At 71.4% G+C, this 17439-nt stretch carries 19 protein-coding genes and 3 pseudogenes; 8 read left to right on the plus strand and 14 right to left on the minus strand.

Going from position 1 to position 17439, the window contains the following annotated elements:
- Positions 1 to 5: 5 nt before the first annotated feature.
- The 4 genes and pseudogenes from ABZ463_RS25370 to ABZ463_RS25385 form a co-directional block, all read right to left on the minus strand.
- A complete protein-coding gene (locus ABZ463_RS25370) occupies positions 6 to 1199 on the minus strand; it encodes a glycosyltransferase (protein ID WP_352015011.1) in 1194 nt (397 codons plus the stop codon).
- Positions 1196 to 2341: a glycosyltransferase family 9 protein gene (locus tag ABZ463_RS25375; protein WP_362779628.1), complete on the minus strand. Its 1146-nt coding sequence runs from the start codon at positions 2339 to 2341 to the stop codon at positions 1196 to 1198. Before ABZ463_RS25375 ends, ABZ463_RS25370 begins: the two co-directional genes overlap by 4 nt.
- Positions 2338 to 3396 carry a glycosyltransferase gene (locus ABZ463_RS25380; protein ID WP_362779630.1) on the minus strand — a complete coding sequence of 353 codons (1059 nt, stop codon included), beginning with the start codon at positions 3394 to 3396 and terminating at the stop codon, positions 2338 to 2340. The genes ABZ463_RS25375 and ABZ463_RS25380 overlap by 4 nt, the downstream gene beginning before the upstream one ends.
- A pseudogene (locus ABZ463_RS25385) lies at positions 3393 to 5032 on the minus strand (carbamoyltransferase C-terminal domain-containing protein). The gene ABZ463_RS25380 and the pseudogene ABZ463_RS25385 overlap by 4 nt, the downstream one beginning before the upstream one ends.
- Positions 5033 to 5284: 252 nt before the next feature.
- Here ABZ463_RS25385 and ABZ463_RS25390 point away from each other — a divergent pair.
- Entirely contained in the window at positions 5285 to 5674 is a 390-nt protein-coding gene (locus ABZ463_RS25390) for a hypothetical protein (protein WP_352015007.1), read from the plus strand.
- A gap of 93 nt (positions 5675 to 5767) precedes the next feature.
- Positions 5768 to 6442, plus strand: coding sequence for a DUF6766 family protein (locus tag ABZ463_RS25395; RefSeq protein WP_352015006.1), 675 nt, complete (start codon positions 5768 to 5770; stop codon positions 6440 to 6442).
- Positions 6443 to 6447: 5 nt separating this feature from the next.
- Here the strand turns inward: ABZ463_RS25395 and ABZ463_RS25400 are convergent, their stop codons facing one another.
- From ABZ463_RS25400 to ABZ463_RS25410, 3 genes are all read right to left on the minus strand, one after another.
- Positions 6448 to 6606 (minus strand): hypothetical protein, encoded by a 159-nt coding sequence (locus ABZ463_RS25400; RefSeq protein WP_352015005.1) that lies wholly within the window; start codon positions 6604 to 6606, stop codon positions 6448 to 6450.
- Between the two features lie 157 nt (positions 6607 to 6763).
- Positions 6764 to 7216 carry a DUF6789 family protein gene (locus tag ABZ463_RS25405; protein ID WP_352015004.1) on the minus strand — a complete coding sequence of 151 codons (453 nt, stop codon included), beginning with the start codon at positions 7214 to 7216 and terminating at the stop codon, positions 6764 to 6766.
- On the minus strand, positions 7213 to 8166 hold the full coding sequence (locus ABZ463_RS25410; protein WP_352015003.1) for an LLM class F420-dependent oxidoreductase: 954 nt from the start codon (positions 8164 to 8166) through the stop codon (positions 7213 to 7215). The genes ABZ463_RS25405 and ABZ463_RS25410 overlap by 4 nt, the downstream gene beginning before the upstream one ends.
- An 85-nt stretch (positions 8167 to 8251) precedes the next feature.
- Here ABZ463_RS25410 and ABZ463_RS25415 point away from each other — a divergent pair.
- The 3 genes and pseudogenes from ABZ463_RS25415 to ABZ463_RS25425 form a co-directional block, all read left to right on the plus strand.
- Positions 8252 to 8557: pseudogene (locus ABZ463_RS25415) on the plus strand (transcriptional regulator); the annotation flags it as partial.
- A 31-nt stretch (positions 8558 to 8588) separates the two neighbouring features.
- A pseudogene (locus ABZ463_RS25420) lies at positions 8589 to 9145 on the plus strand (hypothetical protein).
- Between the two features lie 111 nt (positions 9146 to 9256).
- Positions 9257 to 9463: a cold-shock protein gene (locus ABZ463_RS25425; RefSeq protein ID WP_352015001.1), complete on the plus strand. Its 207-nt coding sequence runs from the start codon at positions 9257 to 9259 to the stop codon at positions 9461 to 9463.
- Positions 9464 to 9548: 85 nt separating this feature from the next.
- Here the strand turns inward: ABZ463_RS25425 and ABZ463_RS25430 are convergent, their stop codons facing one another.
- Positions 9549 to 10145, minus strand: a complete 597-nt coding sequence (locus tag ABZ463_RS25430) for a CGNR zinc finger domain-containing protein (protein ID WP_362779636.1) — start codon at positions 10143 to 10145, stop codon at positions 9549 to 9551.
- A 62-nt stretch (positions 10146 to 10207) separates the two neighbouring features.
- Between ABZ463_RS25430 and ABZ463_RS25435 the strand changes: the two genes are divergently transcribed.
- Positions 10208 to 10597, plus strand: coding sequence for a RidA family protein (locus tag ABZ463_RS25435; RefSeq protein ID WP_352014999.1), 390 nt, complete (start codon positions 10208 to 10210; stop codon positions 10595 to 10597).
- A gap of 6 nt (positions 10598 to 10603) precedes the next feature.
- Here ABZ463_RS25435 and ABZ463_RS25440 read toward each other — a convergent pair whose 3' ends face one another.
- Positions 10604 to 11371 (minus strand): helix-turn-helix transcriptional regulator, encoded by a 768-nt coding sequence (locus ABZ463_RS25440; RefSeq protein WP_362779639.1) that lies wholly within the window; start codon positions 11369 to 11371, stop codon positions 10604 to 10606.
- An 89-nt stretch (positions 11372 to 11460) separates the two neighbouring features.
- Between ABZ463_RS25440 and ABZ463_RS25445 the strand changes: the two genes are divergently transcribed.
- Positions 11461 to 11850 carry a nuclear transport factor 2 family protein gene (locus tag ABZ463_RS25445; protein WP_352014997.1) on the plus strand — a complete coding sequence of 130 codons (390 nt, stop codon included), beginning with the start codon at positions 11461 to 11463 and terminating at the stop codon, positions 11848 to 11850.
- 159 nt (positions 11851 to 12009) lie between these two features.
- Here ABZ463_RS25445 and ABZ463_RS25450 read toward each other — a convergent pair whose 3' ends face one another.
- Both ABZ463_RS25450 and ABZ463_RS25455 read right to left on the minus strand, forming a co-directional pair.
- On the minus strand, positions 12010 to 12849 hold the full coding sequence (locus tag ABZ463_RS25450; protein ID WP_352014996.1) for an SAM-dependent methyltransferase: 840 nt from the start codon (positions 12847 to 12849) through the stop codon (positions 12010 to 12012).
- A gap of 293 nt (positions 12850 to 13142) precedes the next feature.
- On the minus strand, positions 13143 to 13625 hold the full coding sequence (locus tag ABZ463_RS25455) for a cupin domain-containing protein (RefSeq protein WP_362779642.1): 483 nt from the start codon (positions 13623 to 13625) through the stop codon (positions 13143 to 13145).
- A gap of 131 nt (positions 13626 to 13756) precedes the next feature.
- Here ABZ463_RS25455 and ABZ463_RS25460 point away from each other — a divergent pair, with 131 nt between their 5' ends.
- Positions 13757 to 14656 (plus strand): LysR family transcriptional regulator, encoded by a 900-nt coding sequence (locus ABZ463_RS25460; protein WP_362779644.1) that lies wholly within the window; start codon positions 13757 to 13759, stop codon positions 14654 to 14656.
- 5 nt (positions 14657 to 14661) lie between these two features.
- Here the strand turns inward: ABZ463_RS25460 and ABZ463_RS25465 are convergent, their stop codons facing one another.
- The 3 genes from ABZ463_RS25465 to ABZ463_RS25475 are packed head-to-tail and all read right to left on the minus strand — an operon-like array spanning position 14662 to position 17438.
- Positions 14662 to 15417, minus strand: coding sequence for a PIG-L family deacetylase (locus ABZ463_RS25465; RefSeq protein WP_362779646.1), 756 nt, complete (start codon positions 15415 to 15417; stop codon positions 14662 to 14664).
- A 3-nt stretch (positions 15418 to 15420) separates the two neighbouring features.
- Positions 15421 to 16608 (minus strand): ROK family transcriptional regulator, encoded by a 1188-nt coding sequence (locus ABZ463_RS25470; RefSeq protein ID WP_362779648.1) that lies wholly within the window; start codon positions 16606 to 16608, stop codon positions 15421 to 15423.
- Positions 16608 to 17438, minus strand: a complete 831-nt coding sequence (locus ABZ463_RS25475) for a carbohydrate ABC transporter permease (RefSeq protein ID WP_352014991.1) — start codon at positions 17436 to 17438, stop codon at positions 16608 to 16610. Before ABZ463_RS25475 ends, ABZ463_RS25470 begins: the two co-directional genes overlap by 1 nt.
- Position 17439: the final 1 nt, after the last annotated feature.

The raw sequence follows: 17439 nt of genomic DNA on the forward strand, positions 1-17439 counted from the left end.
TCCGCTCAACCTTCCGCGACGGCGAGCCGGTCGAGCCGGCCGCTGATCAGAGCCTGGTAGACCGACTCGGTCTGGGCCGCGATCCGCGGCCATCCGTACCGCTCCCTGGCCCGCCGTACCCCGGCGGCGGCGAGCCGTTCGCGCAGGCCCTGGCGGGCCAGCAGGTCGTTCAGGGCACGGGCCAGGGCGTACGGCCTGCGCGGCGGCACCAGCAGCCCGCATCCGGCCACCGTGTCCAGGTGTCCGCCGACCGCCGAGGCGATCACCGGAACCCCGCACGCCATCGCCTCGACCGGCACGATGCCGAACGGCTCGTACCACGGCACGGTCACCAGCACGTCGGCCGAGCGCAGCAGCGCGGGCACCTCTCCCCGGCTCACGCTGCCGACCAGGCGGACCCGCCCGGCCAGCCCGTACCCGGCGACCAGGAGCCGCAGCCGCCCGACCTCCTCGTCGTCGGGGGAGCCGCCGACGATCACCAGTTCGGCGTCGGGCACCCGGCGCAGCGCGCGGATGACCGTGTCGACGCCCTTGCGGGCGACCATCCGGCCGATGCTCAGCACGCGTGGACGCCCACCGGCCGGGGCGGCGGGACCGTCGGGGTGGAAGCGTTCCAGATCGACCCCGCACGGTACGACCGTGACCTTCCTGTCCGGGATCCCCATCGCCCGCAGTTCGGTGACCTCGTCGGAACAGGTGGCCACGATCGCCGCGGCCCGCCGTCCGATGTCGGTCTCCGTCGCGATCCGCTCGGGCGGGCTGGTGTCGGCGGCGCCCTGCCAGCGTCGCTTGACGGTGCCCAGCGCGTGGAAGGTCTGCACCACGGGAACCCCGGCCTCACCGGCGGCCGTCAGCGTGGCCATGCCGCTCATCCAGAAGTGCGCGTGCGCCACGTCCGGCGGTTCGGCGGTCCAGCGGCGCGTCAGGTGGGCCGCGAAGGCGGGCATGTGCGGTGGCAGGTCGTCCTTGGGGATCGGCCTGGCCGGTCCGGCGCTCACGTGTTCGACACTCACCCCGGGCGCCATGACCACCGTTTCCGGCAGGCCGGGGGCGTCCCGGCGGGTGTAGACGACGACCTCGTGGCCGCGACCGGCCAGGGCGGTGGCCAGGGCCGCGACGTGGACGTTCTGCCCACCGGCGTCCACGCCGCCGATCGTCGCCAGTGGGCTGGCGTGCTCGGAGACCAGGGCGATCCTCATGACGCCTCCTCCTTCACCGTCAGACGGCGTGCCGTGTACTCGTCGTCCTCTTCGTCCTCGCCCTCCTCCACCCAGTCCTGCGGCGCCGCCAACCGGCGTACCGCGTCGACGACCTGGGCCGGGGTCACCGAGGACAGGCACGGGTGCCCGGCGACCGGGCAGACCTGGGCCCGGCTGCCCCGGCAGGGCGCGTGCTGGTCCCCGAGCAGGGTCACCGCCACCCCGTAGGGCGCCCACCGGGCGGCGGGGACGGTCGGGGCGAACAGGCTGACCACCGGGGTCGCGACCGCGGCGGCCAGGTGCGCGGGCCCGGTGTTGGCGACCACCACCGCCTCCGCCCCGGCCAGCACCCCGGCGAGCTCCGCCAGCGAGGTCCTGCCGCCCAGGTCCACGGCGTGCGATCCGGCGACCCGCGCGGTGAGCGCCGTCTCACCGGGGGTTCCGGTGACCACGACCCGGTACCCGGCCGCGGCCAGGTGCCGCACCGCCCGCTCGCAGTGGTCGGCCGGCCAGGCGCGGGCCGGTACCGAGGCCCCCGGGTGCACGACCACGTACCCGGCGGGCCCGGTCAGGTGCCCGACCGGGGGCAGCGGATGCCGTACGGCCAGCCGCCCGTCGTCGCCGGGAGGCAGCTCGAACCCGGCGGCACGGGCCAGGGCGAGCATCCGTTCGGCCTCGGGGACGTCCACCTCCTCGTCGACCGTGTGCCGCACGTCCAGCAGGGAGCCGGGGTAGTCGTTGCTGATCGCGGCGATCCTGGGCACCCCGGCCAGTCGCAGCAGCGCCGCCAGCGGCAGCGCCGACTGGTGGAAGGAGGTGAGGATCAACGCCTGCCGCGGCGCCACCCGCCGGACGGCCTCGATCAGCCGGGCGGCGTGCTCGCCGGTCAGGGGCGGCGGGGCCGGGTCGATCCACGGGGTGCGCCACCGGATCACCTGGTCGACCCCGGGCAGCAGTTCGGCCGCGGCCTGCCCGTTCGGTCCGGCCAGCATGACCACCCTGGCGGCGTGGTTGGCCACCGTCCGGATCGCGGGACCGGCCAGCAGCACGTCCCCCGCGTTGTCCGTCCGCGCCACCAGGACCGTCCCGGTCCGCGACCACGGAGCCGAGAGCGCCTTCGCGGCGGAGGACGAGGCGGTCATCGGCGCACCCGCCGTTCACCGTGGACCCGCTGTCCACCGGGCGCCTGTCGTTCGCCGTGGACCCGTCCTTCGCGGCGCACCCGCCATTCACCGCGCAGCCGATGGGCGCACGCGGCCGGCGGGATGAGCACGCTCGTGACCGTCATCCGCCTGATCTCCTCGCCGGTGCGCGGCCCCGGGGCGATCCGCGCCCAGGCGAACTCGGCGGTCAACGCCAGCCACCCGGCCCCGGCCAGTACCGCGCCGCCCCGCAGGGCGCGGGCGGCGCGGCCGTCGCTCCCCAGGGCGAGCGCGCCCGCCAGCAGGCCCACCAGTCCGAGGCCGGTGGTCAGCGCGTGCCTGCCGAGCCGTCCCCCGCCCTCGCCGACGGCCGTCCGCCAGCCGGGGCCGTGCACCCGGCGCATCAACGCGTCGTCGGCGTTGCCCCGCTGACGGCGCAGGCTGGCCCACGGCCCGTCGTCACGGACCGGGTGCCGCACCAGCCGTTCGCCCCGCACCAGCAGCCAGCCCGCCGTACGCAGCCGCAACGCCAGGTCGGCGTCCTCGCGGTAGGCCCGTGGGAAGCGTTCGTCGAAGCCGTTGACCTTCTCCAGCGCCGCCCGCCGGTAGGCCATGTCGGCGGTGATCCACGCGGCCCCCGCCAGGCCGGCGGTGTTGCGTTCGTCGTCGGTCGGCGCCCTGCCCTGCGGCAACGGCACCTCGACCCGGCCCTGGCTGCCGGCCGCCTCCTCGGGCAGACCGGCCAGGTCGGCCGTCACCGCCCGCGCCCAGCCGGGCGCCGGGACCACGTCGTCGTCGAGGAACACCACCCACGGCGTCCCGGCCGCCCGCCACCCGGCGTTGCGCGCCGCCGCGGGGCCCCGGCCTCCCGAACGCACCACCCGCACCCGGTTCGACCCGACCCCCGGCAGTTCGCCCATGGCCGTAGGGGGACGGTCGTCGACCACGACGACCGCCACGTCCGCGTCAAGCGCGGCCAGTGTCGTGGCCAGGCTGGGACGGCCGATCGTGGGAATCACCACCGTGAATTCGCCGGGAGTCTCCGAAGCGCTCATGTGGCGAACACCGCCTCCCTGCGCACGAGGTACGGCCCCAGCACCAGCACGTCCACCGGCGCCGAGCCGAAGCACTCAAGGGCGTCGCGGGGATCGTCGACCATCGGCCTGCCCGCGGTGTTCAGGCTCGTGTTCACCACCACCGGCACCCCGGTCCGGTTCGCGAACTCCTCAAGCATCCGCGCGAGCAGCGGTTCGGTCTCCCGCTCCACGGTCTGCACCCGGGCCGTGCCGTCCACGTGCACGACCGCCGGGATCCGCTCCCGCCACACCGGGTCCACGTCGTGCACGAACAGCATGTACGGACTCGGCAGCGGCCCCCGGGTGAAGATCTCCCCGGCTCGTTCGGCCAGCACCATCGGCGCCACGGGCCGGAACTGCTCACGGCCCTTGACCTCGTTCAACCGTTCGGTGTTGCCCGCCCTGCCCGGGTGCGCCAGCAGCGAGCGCCGTCCCAGCGCCCGTGGGCCGTACTCGCTGCGGCCCTGGAACCACGCCACGATCCGGTCGGCGGCCAGCTCGGCCGCGACCGTCGCCGCCACGTCCGCCGGCTCCTCGTACGGCACGTGCGCCGCCCGCAGCCAGGCCGCCAGCTCCGCGTCCGACCACTCGCGGCCCAGGTCCGCCCCCGGCATCGGCGCGGCCGGTTCGCCGAACTCCCGCGCCAGGTGCAACGCCCCGCCCAGGGCGGTTCCCGCGTCCCCGGCGGCGGGCTGCACCCACACCCGTTCGAACGGGCCCCGTTCGGCCAGGTAGGTGTTGGCCACGCAGTTCAGCGCCACCCCACCGGCCATCGTCAGCACGCGCCGCCCGGTCCGTTCGTGCAGCCAGCAGGCCAGTTCGAGCAGCACCTCCTCAAGCCGGGTCTGCACACTGGCCGCCAGGTCCGCGTGCTCCTCGCCCCAGTCGTGTCCCGGCCGCAACGCCTTGGCGTACGCCGCCCAGTCGATCGGCTCGACGCGGAACCCGCCGTCCCCGGTGGTGTAGATCAGCTCCCGCAGCTCGTCCAGGAAACGGGGCGCGCCGTAGGAGGCGAGCGCCATCACCTTGTACTCGTCGCTGGAGCGCATGAACCCCAGGTGCTCGGTGACCGCCTCGTACATCAGCCCCAGCGAGTGCGGCAGTTCCTGGGCGGCGAGCACCCGCAGCCGCCCGTCCTCGTACACTCCGGCCAGGTGCGAGAGGGCCTCTCCCCGCCCGTCGCACACCAGCACCGCCGCGTCCTCGTACGGCGCGGCCAGCCCGGCGGAGGCCGCATGCGCCACGTGGTGGGGCACGTACCGCACCTGTGCCGCGTCCAGTCCCGGCAGCACTCCCGCCAGGAACGCCGGGGCCCGCCGCGCGTACGTGGTGCGCAGTTCCTCCCACCGCTCGTCCAGTCCGGCCTGACCCGGCCGTACCAGGTTCGGGTCGTAGGAGTGGCGACCGCGTCCAGGTCCTCCGGGCGCAGCCCCGCCCGTTCCAGGCACCAGGCCGCCGCCTTTTCGGGCAGCTCCCACGCCGAGAACGGCACCGGCCGTTTACCGTGTTTGCGCCGGCTGAACCGTTCCTCCTCCGCCGCGGCGACCACCTCACCGTCGACGATCAACGCCGCCGCCGGATCATGAAAGATCGCATTGATCCCGAGAAATCTCATAGGTCCACCTCTCCTACGCACCGGATAACTACCGACGAAGTCCTCCTCAAAACCGGCAAATCAAGAAAAATCATGAAAATGATCGGATATTAGATATATGTGGATTTCTATAGTTAATCGAGGTTTACTGTCGGAAATGGCGAACGACAAGGCGTTCTTCGGGAAAGCATCGGGAATGATCACCCGCGTCGGACGGTGATCGCAGCCGGGGGCGACGGGTGAGGTACGGGAAAGCTCGGGTAGGGGGGTCGGGTGAACGTCCGAGCCGTACCGGTGATCGCGCTGGCCCTCACGCTGGGCCTGTCGGGATGCGCCACAGAGGGAAAGAGCGCCGCGGAGCGGACCGTCGAGCGCTTCTACACCGCCGTCCGCGACCACGACGGGCAGCGCGCCTGCACCCTGCTGGCCCCCGAGGCGGTCGAGGGGCTGCGCACCGGCGGTGAGGTCTGCGCCAAGGCCGTCCTCGGCCTCGACCTGCCCGGCGGGCAGGTGCGCGAGACCGCCGTCTGGGGAGACGAGGCCCAGGTACGGCTCACGCACGACACCGTCTTCCTGCACCGCTTCCCCCTGGGCTGGCTGGTGCGGGCGGCCGGGTGCAGGTCACGGGGTGACCTGCCGTACAGCTGTGAGGTGAAGACCTGAGATGCGCGCCATGTTCGTCGTCACGATGACCGTCATCACGGCCGGGCTGGTCTACTTCTTCGCCATCGGCCTGCTGCAGCGTTAGGGGGCGCCGTGAGACGTTTCGTGCGGGACAACGCGTTGAGCCTGTTCTTCCTGGTGGCCTTCCTGCTGGCGGTCGTCGGGCAGTCCGTCGCGGGGGTGGCGGACGCCAACGCCGACCAGCTCGCCAACGGCGGGTCGGCCGTCTCCTGGTGGCAGTACGTCACCTCCTCCGACTTCGCCGTCGACGTGGCGGAGAACTGGCAGTCGGAGTACCTCCAGTTCCTGCTGTTCATCGTCATCACCGTCTGGCTGGTGCAGCGGGGCTCACCCGAGTCGAAGAAACCGGGTGAGGAGGGCACGGGAAGCGACGCCGAGCAGAAGGTCGGGCGGCACACCGTGCCCGGCAGTCCCGAATGGGCCGGGGCGACCGGGCTGCGCCAGACGCTGTACGGGAACTCCCTCGGCCTGCTGATGGGGGCGATCTTCGTGCTGTCCTGGCTGGCCCAGGCGGTCGCGGGCACCGCGAGTTACAACCGCCGCCAGTTGTCACAGCTGCAGGACCCGGTGAGCCTGGGAGGGTACGTCGCCTCCCCGGACTTCTGGAACCGTACGCTGCAGAACTGGCAGTCGGAGCTGCTGGCCGTACTGTCGATGGTGGTGCTCTCGATCTACCTGCGTCAGCGTGGCTCACCGGAGTCCAAGCCCGTCGGCACCCCGCACGAGGAGACCTCAACGGAGAACTGAGCGTCTCAGGGCTTGGGCGTGTCCTTCCGGTCGTCGGGGACGTTCGGCTCGGGGCCTTCTGGGTCGATGCCGACGGGGGCGTCCGCTCCCGCGGCGTTCTCCCGGTCGTCCGGCACCTGGGCCGGAGGCTGTGGCGAGGTGTCCTCGGGGTCCGTCTCGGTCATCGTGATTTCTCCGTTCCGCTTTGCGGCCTTCCATTGCCGGGCGATCGAAATTTTGTCCGGTGGTCGATCTCCGGAATTGTCGATGGTGCGGCCCAGCCATCGATACCCCGACATATACGCATTTCGCATATGCCGCTATGAAATAATGGGAAAAGTTCTACCGATCGTGTCGGTCACGGAACCTGTTCAGCACCGCCGCGAGGGTGATGCCGTAGACCACGTGCCCGACGGCCATGACCGCCGGACGCCCCGGCCGGTCCGCGGAGATCGGCGGCAGGGCCGTCACCCCCGGTACCCACCCCTGGTAACTGGCCAGCCAGATCGCCAGGCCGTACCCGATCCCGACCGGCACCGGAGTCCGGTGCCCCCTGCTGACCAGGCGGAACAGCGCCCCCGCCGTCATCCCGAAGCCGAAGTGGGCCAGGGCGCCCAGCACGCCCTCACCCGGTTTCCTGCGGTGCGGGTGGCCGGGCAGGACGGCGCGGGCGATGTGCTTGGGCGGCTGGTCCGCCATCAGCCCCGCCCGGCTCCCCGCCAGCATCACCGCGCTCATCGCGGCGGTGGCCAGCGCGCCGCCGACCCCGCCTTCGAGCAGCCCCCGCCCGTTCATGTCAGCTCCGGCAGGACCTGGGCGGCGTAGAAGTCGAAGAAGGCGTCCTGGTCGGGGCCGATCTGGTTGACGTAGACCTCGTCGAACCCGGCGTCGACGTACTGGCGGATGGCGGCCAGATGCCGCCGCGGGTCGGGACCGCAGGGGGAGGAGGCGACCGCGTCGTCCTCCCCGACCATCTCGGCGAGCTGCGCGAAGTGCCGGGGCAGCGGCAACAGCTGCGACGCCTCCCCCTTGATGCCCTGCGTCGGCCACAGCCGGTGCACGTGCGAGCGCGCCTGCGCCTCGTCGGAGGCGTAACAGACCTTCAGCCCGCCCTGCGTCGTCTTGCCCGCGCCACCCGACTTGTGGAACGTCTCCACCAGTTCGGCGCTGGGACCGGTGGTGATGAAGCCGTCACCGATCCGCCCGGCCAGCTCGGCGGAGTGCTCGCCGAGACCGGACACGTAGATCTCGGGGGGCTCGTCGGGCAGGGTGTAGAGCCTGGCGGTGTCCACCTCGTAGTACTGGCCGCGATGGGTGACCAGCTCGCCGCTCCACAGCCACCGCATGAGCTCGACGGCCTCGGCGAGCATCTCCATCCGTACGGCCGCCGGCGGCCACCGGTCGCCGAGGATGTGCTCGTTGAGCGCCTCGCCGGTCCCCACCCCGAGCCGGAACCGGCCCTCGGTGAGCACGGCGCTGGTGGCGGCGGCCTGGGCGACGACCGCCGGGTGGATCCGCACCAGGGGACAGGTGACGGCGGTGGTGATGGGCAGCGAGACGGCCTGGGAGAGGGCGCCGATCACGCTCCACACGAACGGGCTCTGACCTTGCTCGTCGAGCCACGGGTGATAGTGGTCGGAGATCCACAGGGCCTGGAACCCGGCCTGTTCGGCCAGCTTGGCCTGCCGTACCAGCTCCTTCGGATCGTGTTCCTCACAGCTCAGGAAATAGCCGAACCTGGTCATCGTCGGCTCCCTTCGACGGGGTGGTCCTTCCCCTACCCCGCCCGTCGGGGTGAAACAGATCAGCCGGTGAATAGCCTCTGGAGGCATGTACCCGAGTTCCGCTCTTGGTGAGTTCCTCCGTTCACGTCGGGCCAGGCTCAGGCCGCAGGACGTGGGGCTGAGCGCCGGAGTGAGGAACCGGCGGGTCGAGGGGCTGCGCAGCGAGGAGGTCGCCCACCTGCACCGGCTGGCCAGGGCCTCCCGGGGCGGGGAGCGGGCCGGGCCGGAACGGCTGCGCCCCGGGGTGCGGCTCATGGTGGACTCCCTCACCGAGATGCCCGCCATCGCGGTGGGCAGGCGGGGCGACACCCTGGCGTGGAACCGCCTGGCGCACGCCCTGCTCGCGCCGCACCGGCCGTTCGAGGGGAGGAGAAGTCATCGACTTGCTGGAGACCGAGTTCTCCCGTGGGCTCTACGTCGGCTGGGAGCAGAAGGCCCGCGACGACATCGCCTATCTGCAGGGGGCGCTGAGCAGGTTCCCCGGCGACGAGGGGTTGATCGCGCTGATCGAGGAGCTGACGGCGGTCAGCCCGGAGTTCCGCGCCCTGTGGGCCGAGCTCCGGTGAGCCACTGCGCCTCCGTCACCCGCGACTACCGTCACCCCGAGGTGGGCGTGCTGACCCTCACCGCCGGGCTGCTGCGCACGCCCGACGACGAGGGCCAGGGGGTGACGATCTTCCAGGCCGAGGCCGGTTCCCCGTCGCGGGAACGGCTGCGCCGCCTGGCCGGTCGGGCCGGACGACGACGGCCGACCGGTGGTCCAGATCCCCGTCCCCAGCGGCCCGAGGGCCGCGGCCGGGGGACGCGGACCGTCCGCTGCTCGACACCCGGGGATCGTGTCCACCCCGAGTACGCGGACCATCCCCACGGCTGTGATACGTTGATGGTAGTTGCAGTTTTGGTACCCATGACGAACTTGTGTGCACCTGACGGTTTGTAGCGTCGGGTGCATTTTTTGTTTACCGGTCTTCTCCGGTGTGGGCTTATCACGGCGACGCGAAATTCGTGTCAGTACGGATTTCGGCTCTACACCTACCAAGAGGAGATCAATATGGCTTCCGGCACCGTGAAGTGGTTCAACGCGGAAAAGGGCTTCGGCTTCATCGAGCAGGACGGCGGCGGCGCCGACGTCTTCGCCCACTACTCCAACATCGTCGGCCAGGGCGGCTACCGCGAGCTGCGCGAGGGCCAGAAGGTGACCTTCGACGTCACGCAGGGCCAGAAGGGCCCGCAGGCCGAGAACATCGTCGCCTCCTGACGACGAACACCGGGATCAGGGCCCGCGCCTTCACGGCGCGGGCCCTTTTTCCTTTTCACCAACGGAATCGCGTCTCCCACCGAGGTCACGGGGTACGGCGGGCACGCAGGGCCCGGACCTTGTGGCGGTTGCCACAGCGCTCCATCGAGCACCAGCGCCGGGCACCGGGCCGGGAGGAGTCGACGAAGACCAGCGGGCAGGTCTCGCTGGCGCACTCACGGAAGCGCTCGGCCAGCGGCCCGGACAGCAGCTCGATCATCTCCCGGGCCATCGTGGACAGCGCCTGGGACGCCAGAACCGGCGCCGCCCACTCGGTGGCCGTGCCGTTCCCGGTGAGTTCGGGGACCAGCGGCGGTGAGGCGGCGGCCCGGTTGACGGCCGCGACCGCCTCGGTGGGCAGCGGGCGGTACGCCGCCCTGGCCCGTGCCGCCTCCCAGATCGCCTGGCGGAGGGTCTTGGCCGCGACCAGGTCGTCGGCTGTCACGGGGGCCGTGACGACCGCGTCCAACGGCGGCTGGGCCAGCCATTCGACCAGGTCGGTCGGCTCATGGAGGGTCTCGAACACCGCGTAGCGGCCTTCGCCCCCGGTGTAGGCGAAATCCAGGCAGACGGCGCCCGCGTCGAAGCGGAAGGAGCCGCCCTTGGGGTCGTGGAGCACCCGTCCGGTTGCGTTCGTGCGCATGTAACCACTATAACTGGTGTCAGTCGAAACCGGTATTACCGGTGTCATGCAGGAGGAAACACATGGGCGTCCGGCACATCAACCCCGAGGGTCTCCACCGCAGCCCGGCCTTCAGCCAGGCCGTCGTGGTCGAGCAGCCGACGAAGACCATCTACATCGGCGGCCAGAACGGCGTCGGCCCCGACGGCAAGGTCGTCGGCCCCACGGTCGGGGAGCAGGCCGCGCAGATCTTCCACAACCTCTCGACCATCCTGGAGAGCGAGGGGGCGACCCTGGCGAACATCGTGCACTGGACCATCGCCGTGGTCGACGGCCACTCCTTCGACGAGGGCGTGGCGGCCTTCCGTCAGGTCTGGAACTTCGCCGCCCCGCCGCCCGCCATCACGCTCCACATCGTCGCCGGTCTCAACCCCGGATGCCTCGTGGAGATCGACGCCGTCGCCGTCGTGTGACCCCGGTCAGAGGTCGAGCCCGGTGAAGTAGGCGGCGGTCTCCGCGTCCGCCGGGTAGTACGACTCGATCGAGACCTCCTCCAGTGTGATGTCCAGCGGGGTGCCGAACGTGGTGACGGTCGAGAACAGCCGCAGCTCCCGGCCGTCGAAACGGAAGATCATCGGAGTCGCGACCTCGGACCCGGCCCGATGGACCACCTCCGCACCCCCGGGGGCCAGCAGTTCCTCGTGGAGCGCGGCCAACCCGGGGTCGGGGGCGACCGCGAGCTGACGGGAGATCCGGACACGCAGCAGCGAGCGCACCTCCGCCAGGTTCACGATAAACGGGGCGAGTCCACGCGGATCAAGCCCCAGCCGCACCATGTTGACCGGCGGGCGGAGCAGCTCGGGGGCGACGCGCGCGAGAAACGGGGCGACGGCGCGGTTGGTCAGCACGATGTCCCACCGGCGGTCGACGACCAGCGCGGGGTACGGCTCGTGCGCGCGCAACACCCTTTCGATCGCCTCCCGGGCCGCGGGCAGCGCGTCCCCGTCGAGCGGCCGTTCCGGGTAACGGGGGGCGAAACCGGCGGCGAGCAGTAGCCGGTTGCGCTCACGCAACGGCACGTCGAGCTGCTCGGCGAGCCGGATGACCATGTCGGCGCTCGGGCGGGACCTCCCGGTCTCCACCAGACTGACGTGCCGGGCCGAGACGTCGGCGGCGATCGACAGATCGAGCTGGCTGAGCCCGCGGCGGTGCCGCCACCGCCGCAACAGTTCCCCGACCGTGCGCATGGCCGCCGACACTAGCCCTCCTGCGGGCCGTACGCCATGAAACGGCATTTCATCGACAACCCCGGCGGGGGTGGGAACACTGGCGACCCATGACCACAGGGAACAAAGGTGTCGTGGAACGGGCGCTGACGGCCCTGGTCGCGACCGGAGACGTCGACGCGCTCGCGCCACTGCTGAGCGACGGCTTCGTCCACCACCGGCCGGACGCGACCTCGAAGAACAAGACGGAGTGGCTCGCCGCAGTCGGCGCCGCGCTCGGCCCGCTCACCGGCATGCGGGTCGAGGTACGGCACCTGCTGGAATCCGGCGACCACGTCGTGATGCACTCGCTGCGCCGGCTTCCCGGAACCGGGCCGGAGATCGCCGTCGTCGACATCTGGCGCCTCGACGACGGGCTGATCGCCGAGGCGTGGGAGATCATCGAACCGGTGTCCCAGGCTGCGGCCAACCTGACCTGGTGGGCGCCGACCGGCCGCTGACCCGGCCTACGCGGGCTGCCGGGCCGTACAGCAGGCGGTATGGGGAGCGCCGGGCCGTACGCGGGGGCCAGGGGAGCGCCGGGTGGACCGGAGAACGGAGTCGCGAGTTCGCACGGCGAGCCGTCGCCGTACGAGTCGGCACCGTCAGCCGGTGTCCGGTCAGGGCTTGCGGCCCACCGCGGCGTACATGTTGGTCGCGGTGTCCGGGAGGGGCTGCTCGCCGGGGGTGGGGTGCCAGCGCGGCATCGGGACGATCCCCGGGTCGAGCAGTTCAAGGCCGGAGAACAACCGTTCGACCTCGGCGCGGCCGCGCAGATACATGGGGATGCCGCGCTCGGTGTACTCGCGGGCGAGCCGTTCGGACTCGGGGGCCAGCTCGCCGGTCGGGATGGTGATGGCGAGGTGGCTGCCCGGGGCGAGCGGTTCGAGGAGCGACTCCACCACCCCCTGGGCGTCCTCGACGAACTGGAGCATCGCGATCAGGGTGAGCGCGACCGGCTGGGAGAAGTCGATCACCTCGTGGAGTGTGGCGTCACCGAGAAGCGCCTCGGGGGTGCGCATGTCGGCCTGGATGTAGGCGATGCGCCCCTCGGGCGTGCCGGTCAGCAGGGCACGCGCGTGCAACAGCACGATGAGGTCGTTGTCGACGTAGACGACACGCGCGTCCGGCGCGGTCTCCTGGACCACCTGGTGCAGGTTCGGCGAGGAGGGGATGCCGGTGCCGATGTCGACGAACTGCCGTACGCCCAGGCCGGTGAGGTGACGGGCCATCCGGTGCATGCAGGCCCGGTTGGCCAGCATCGAGGTGCGCAGCCCGGGCCAGTCGGCCAGCACCTTGGCCGCGGTCTCCCGGTCAGGGGCGAAGTTGTCCTTGCCTCCCATGATGTAGTCGTAGACCCGGGCCGAGTGCGGCCGGTTGGTCTGCAGATCGACCGAGGCGATCCGGTCCTGGGGGGCGTCCGACATCTGTGACCACTGCCTTCCACTCGCTCCTGCCATAGTGTCATGATCGCGCACGCAAGATCGTCTTTCGTCCACGAATCACGGTTCACCCCTTCGTATCCCACCTTTCCCTCCCCCTGGGAAGGGGAATTCGGGTGAAGATCGAATGACGAAGGCCAGAGCCGCGGCGACCAGTGGAAAGACCGCGACGGCCACCAGCGCGCCGCCTGCCCTCCGGCCGCGAGCACGAAAACCACCGCGAGCGCGGCGACGGCGGGGGCCGGGGTGCCGACCTCCGAGCCGGAGAGCCGTCGACAGCGTCCCGAACCGCGGCCCGGCCACGAGGGTGCTCATCGGACGTCCCTGCCGGTTTCGTCGACGAAGTGGACGTCGTAGCGTTCCTGCTCGGACAACAGGCCGTCGAAGGGTTCCAGCCCGTGCTGGACGCGGCCCAGCCGCCGGAAGTATCCGAAGCGTTCGACCCCCGGCGTCAGAACGGACAGCACGTCGGCCTCGGAGCCGGGCGCCGCGCCGAACGCGTGGGGCAGCCACGGCGGCACGACGACCAGCCCGCCCGCGGAGACCGTCACCCGCTCATCCCCCAGGAGGAACTCCATGTCCCCGGCCAGGACGTGGAACAGCTCGGTGGAGCGGGAGTGGAAATGGAGGCGGGCGCCGTCGCGTCCCCTCCCCAGCCTCAGCCGGTTGGCGCCGAGCGCGCCCGCGGTGTGACTCGCGTCGGCGAGCAGCGTGAACGCGCCACCCGCGGGGAGGTCGACGACCTCCGCGGCGTCGGCGGGCATGACGAAGGCGGGTGAACCGGTGACGGTCATGTGGACTCCTGATGAGTTCTCCCGGAAACAGGGACCGGGATCGGAACCCATTGGAGTCCAGGAAGAAGCCGTGAACCAGAAGCGGTTATGACGTGCAGTGATCACCGATCGAGATGAATCAGAGGGCACGGATGGAGCTGCGGCAGCTGGAGTACTTCGTTGCGGTCGCTGAGGAGGGCGGGTTCGGCCGGGCGGCCGAACGGCTCAGCATCGTGCAGTCGGCGGTCAGCCAGCAGATCCGCCGCCTCGAACGCGAACTCGGTGTGCCGCTGTTCGACCGCTCGACCCGGCACGTGCACCTGTCCGGCGCCGGTGAACGCCTGCTGCCCGAGGCGCGCGCCGTACTCGCCGCCGTGCGCCGCACACGTCAGGTGGCCGCCGACATCGGCGCGGGCATCGACGGCGTCCTGCGCCTCGGGATCGTGCAGGGCCCCGGCGACCGGGTCTTCCGCACCCTGAACGAGCTGGCCGCCGTCGCGCCGCGGCTACAGGTCCGGCTGCGCCGGCTCCCCCTGCTCGCCCGTCTGTCCGCGGTCCGCACCGGCGAGCTCGACGCCGCCCTGGTCAGGGCGCTCACCGAGGCGCCCGGCCTCGAACTGCTTCCCGTCTGGACGGATCCGCTGTACGTGGCGCTGCCCGCCGCGCATCGGCTGGCGCGCTCGGCCGAGCCGAGGCTCCAGGACCTGGCGAGACTTCCGCTCCGGCTCGCCGCGCGTGAGGAAAATCCGCCCTTCCACGACCTGGTCACCGGAGCCTGCCGGGACGCCGGGGTGGCACCGCCGCCGGGACCGCCGTTCACCACCCTCCAGGAGACCCTCGCCCACATCGGAGCCGGAGCCCCGTCCTGGACCGTCTTCTACGAGGTGGCGGGGCTGCCGGAGTTCCCCAGGGTCGCCATCCGCCCGCTGGCCGGACCACGGCTGACCACCTCGCTGGCCGTCCCCCCTGGCTCACCGACTCCCGCCCTGCGCCACCTGCTGCACAGCCTGACCCGCGTCGCACACGACGAGAGGCCGGACGACGCCGGTTGAACGGGTCAGAGGTTCTGGACGAACGGCAGCAACCGCCGCAGTTCGGCCGCGTCGGCCCGCCTGCCGTACGGGGCGAACTGGAAGGTCTCCGTCGACAGGTGGCCCGGCCAGTACTCGCCGACGAAGGCCCGGCAGGCGTCCACGTCGTCGGCCGGAGGAACCCGGTCCAGAAGACCGCGCTGGAACGGGCCGAACTCCAGGAACTGGGAGGCGTGCGCGAGGCAGGCGTCCACCTTGGCCTGCGCGACCGGCGTCACGCCCACCACCACGTCGTCCCGGTGCACCGGGTCGGAGGCGTAGTCGGTCATCAGCAGGCAGACCGGCTGCCGCTCAAGCGGGGGCTTGCCGCACTCGACGTTGCGCACGGTGACAAGTTCGACGGCCTGCTCGACCAGCTTCCCGGCGGCCCGGTTGTCCGGGTGGCCGGAGCCGTCGGCGTGCAGGGCGATCACCAGGTCGGGCCGCCAGGCACGGATCTCCCGCATCACCTGAAGGCGCAGCTCAACGGTCGGCTCAAGAAGGCCGTCATGCACGTCGAAGATCTCGTAGTTGACCACGCCGAGGGCGTCGGCCGCACGCCAGCCCTCCTCCGCCCTGCGGCGGGCCAGCGGAGCCCGTTCGAGCTCGTGGTGTCCGGCGTCGCCGTTGGTGAGCGTCAGGAACTTCACCGCGTGCCCGGCCTTGGACAGCAGTGCGGAGATGCCACCGGCGTAGAGCTCGGGTTCGTCGGGGTGGGCGGCGATCACCAGGGTGCGCAACATTTCTCAGCTTTCGTTGACGGGTCCGGTACGGCCTGCCGTACCGGCGTGGAAGACCTGCTCACGAGCCAGGTCGAGGGCGTGACGGACGGCGCCTTCCAGTACGGCGTTGCCGCTGACGCGGCTGACGGCGACGGTGACGGGCGCCAGACCGGTGGGGACCAGGAGGTCGGCGACGCGGGAGCGCAGCGCTTCCCCGGCCGCCGTGCAGACAGGGCCGCCGAGGACGACGTAGCCGGGGTCGAGTACGCCGACGGCCGCGGTCACGCCGAGCGCGACCCGCCTGGCGACGTCGTCGAGGAATTCGGCGGGGGGTTCGGCGCGGAGCAGCTCGGTGACCGCGCGCAGGGTGGGTTCGACCTCAAGCCCGTGCGCTGCGGCCAGTTCGGCGAGCGGGGCCGTACCGAGCAGCGCGCCGAGCGGGCCGCCGTCGGGGCCGTAGAGCCGCCCGCGGCTGACCGGGTCGGGCACGGTCACCGAGCCGACCTCACCGCCGCGCCCGGTGACGCCGCGCCACAGGACGTCGTTGAGCACGACTCCGGCGCCGACTCCGCTTCCCACCCAGAACAGGACGAAGCTACTGCCCTTGTGCTCCTCAAGCTCGCGGATCGCGACCAGGTTGACGTCGTTCTCCAGCCGGAAGCGTTCGGTGCCCAGCTGTTCGCGCAGGTCACCGAGGTCGTCGAGGTGCGACCAGCCGGACAGCTGCACCGCCTGGCTCAGCCGGTGGCCCCCGGCCTCGACGACGCCGGGGACACCCAGCACGATCTGGTCGAGGTCGTCAAGGGTGACCCCGGCGTCGTGGGCCGCGGCCTGCACGGCCTCGGTCAGGAACGCCACCGCGTCGGTGCCCTCGCCGGGGGCCTCGGCCTGGTGGCCGCCCCGGACCTCACCCGTGAGGTCCGAGACCGACACCTCGACGGCGCGTGCCGTCAGGTCCAGGCCCGCGACCCAGGAGGCCGAGCCGTTCAGCTCCCAGAGCTGGGCGGCGGGGCCCGCGTTGCCGGGCTTGGTGCCGGCCTTGCGCGCCAGGCGCCCGTTCTCCAGGCGGCGCAGCACCTCGGCGGCGGAGGCCTTGGAGAGCCCGGTGTGGAACTCCAGCTCGGCGCGGGTGAGGGAGCCGTGCCGCAGCAGCAGCTCCAGGGCCGCCCGTTCGTTGAGGGTTCTGAAGACGGTGGGGTTCCCGGTGGACACTACTTCACTGCTCCTGACGTCAGCCCGGACTGGATGTGCCGCTGGAAGACGATATAGGCCACGACCACCGGCAGAACGGTCATGCTGAGCGCCGCGAACAGGGCCGGCCAGTCCGCCTCATATCCGGCGATGGTGGAGATGTCGGCGATGCCCTGGGTGATGACCCAGTTGCTCTTGTCTCCGGGAAGCAGCACCAGGGGTAGGAGGTACTGGTTCCACTGGCCGAGCACGTTGAAGATGGTCAGGCTGACCATCCCCGGCTTGGCCATCGGCAGCATGACCTGGAAGAAGGTCCGGGTGTAGGAGGCGCCGTCGATCATCGCCGCCTCGGCGACCGCGTCGGGCAGCCCTCGGAAGAAGGAGGTGAGGAAGAAGATCGTGAAGGGCAGCGAGTAGGCGATGTAGACCAGGACCAGCCCGACGTGCGTGTTGAGCAGCCCGAGCCCGTCGACCACGAAGAACAGCGGCACCAGGGCGAGGAAGACCGGGAAGGCCATGCCCGAAACGAACAGGAAGTAGATCAGCCGGTTGCCGGGGAACTTGAACCTCGCCAGCACGTAGGCGGCCATGGAGCTGAGCAACATGGTGCCCGCGACGCCGAAGAAGACGACGATCACCGTGTTGAGCAGGTACCGGCCGACGTTGGCCCGCTCCCAGGCCCGCGCCCAGTTGTCCCAGCGCAGCTCGCCCGGCAGTTGGAGGGCGTCGCCGAAGATCTCGCCGTTGCTCTTGAAGGAGGCCAGCAGCGTCCAGATCAGCGGAGCGATGATGAGCAGGGCCCACACCGCGAGGATGGCCTGCGAAAGACCTCCGAAGAGTTTGCGGCCCATG

Origin of the sequence: Streptosporangium sp. NPDC020145 (genome assembly GCF_040631275.1) — a bacterium.
GTDB lineage: Bacteria > Actinomycetota > Actinomycetes > Streptosporangiales > Streptosporangiaceae > Streptosporangium.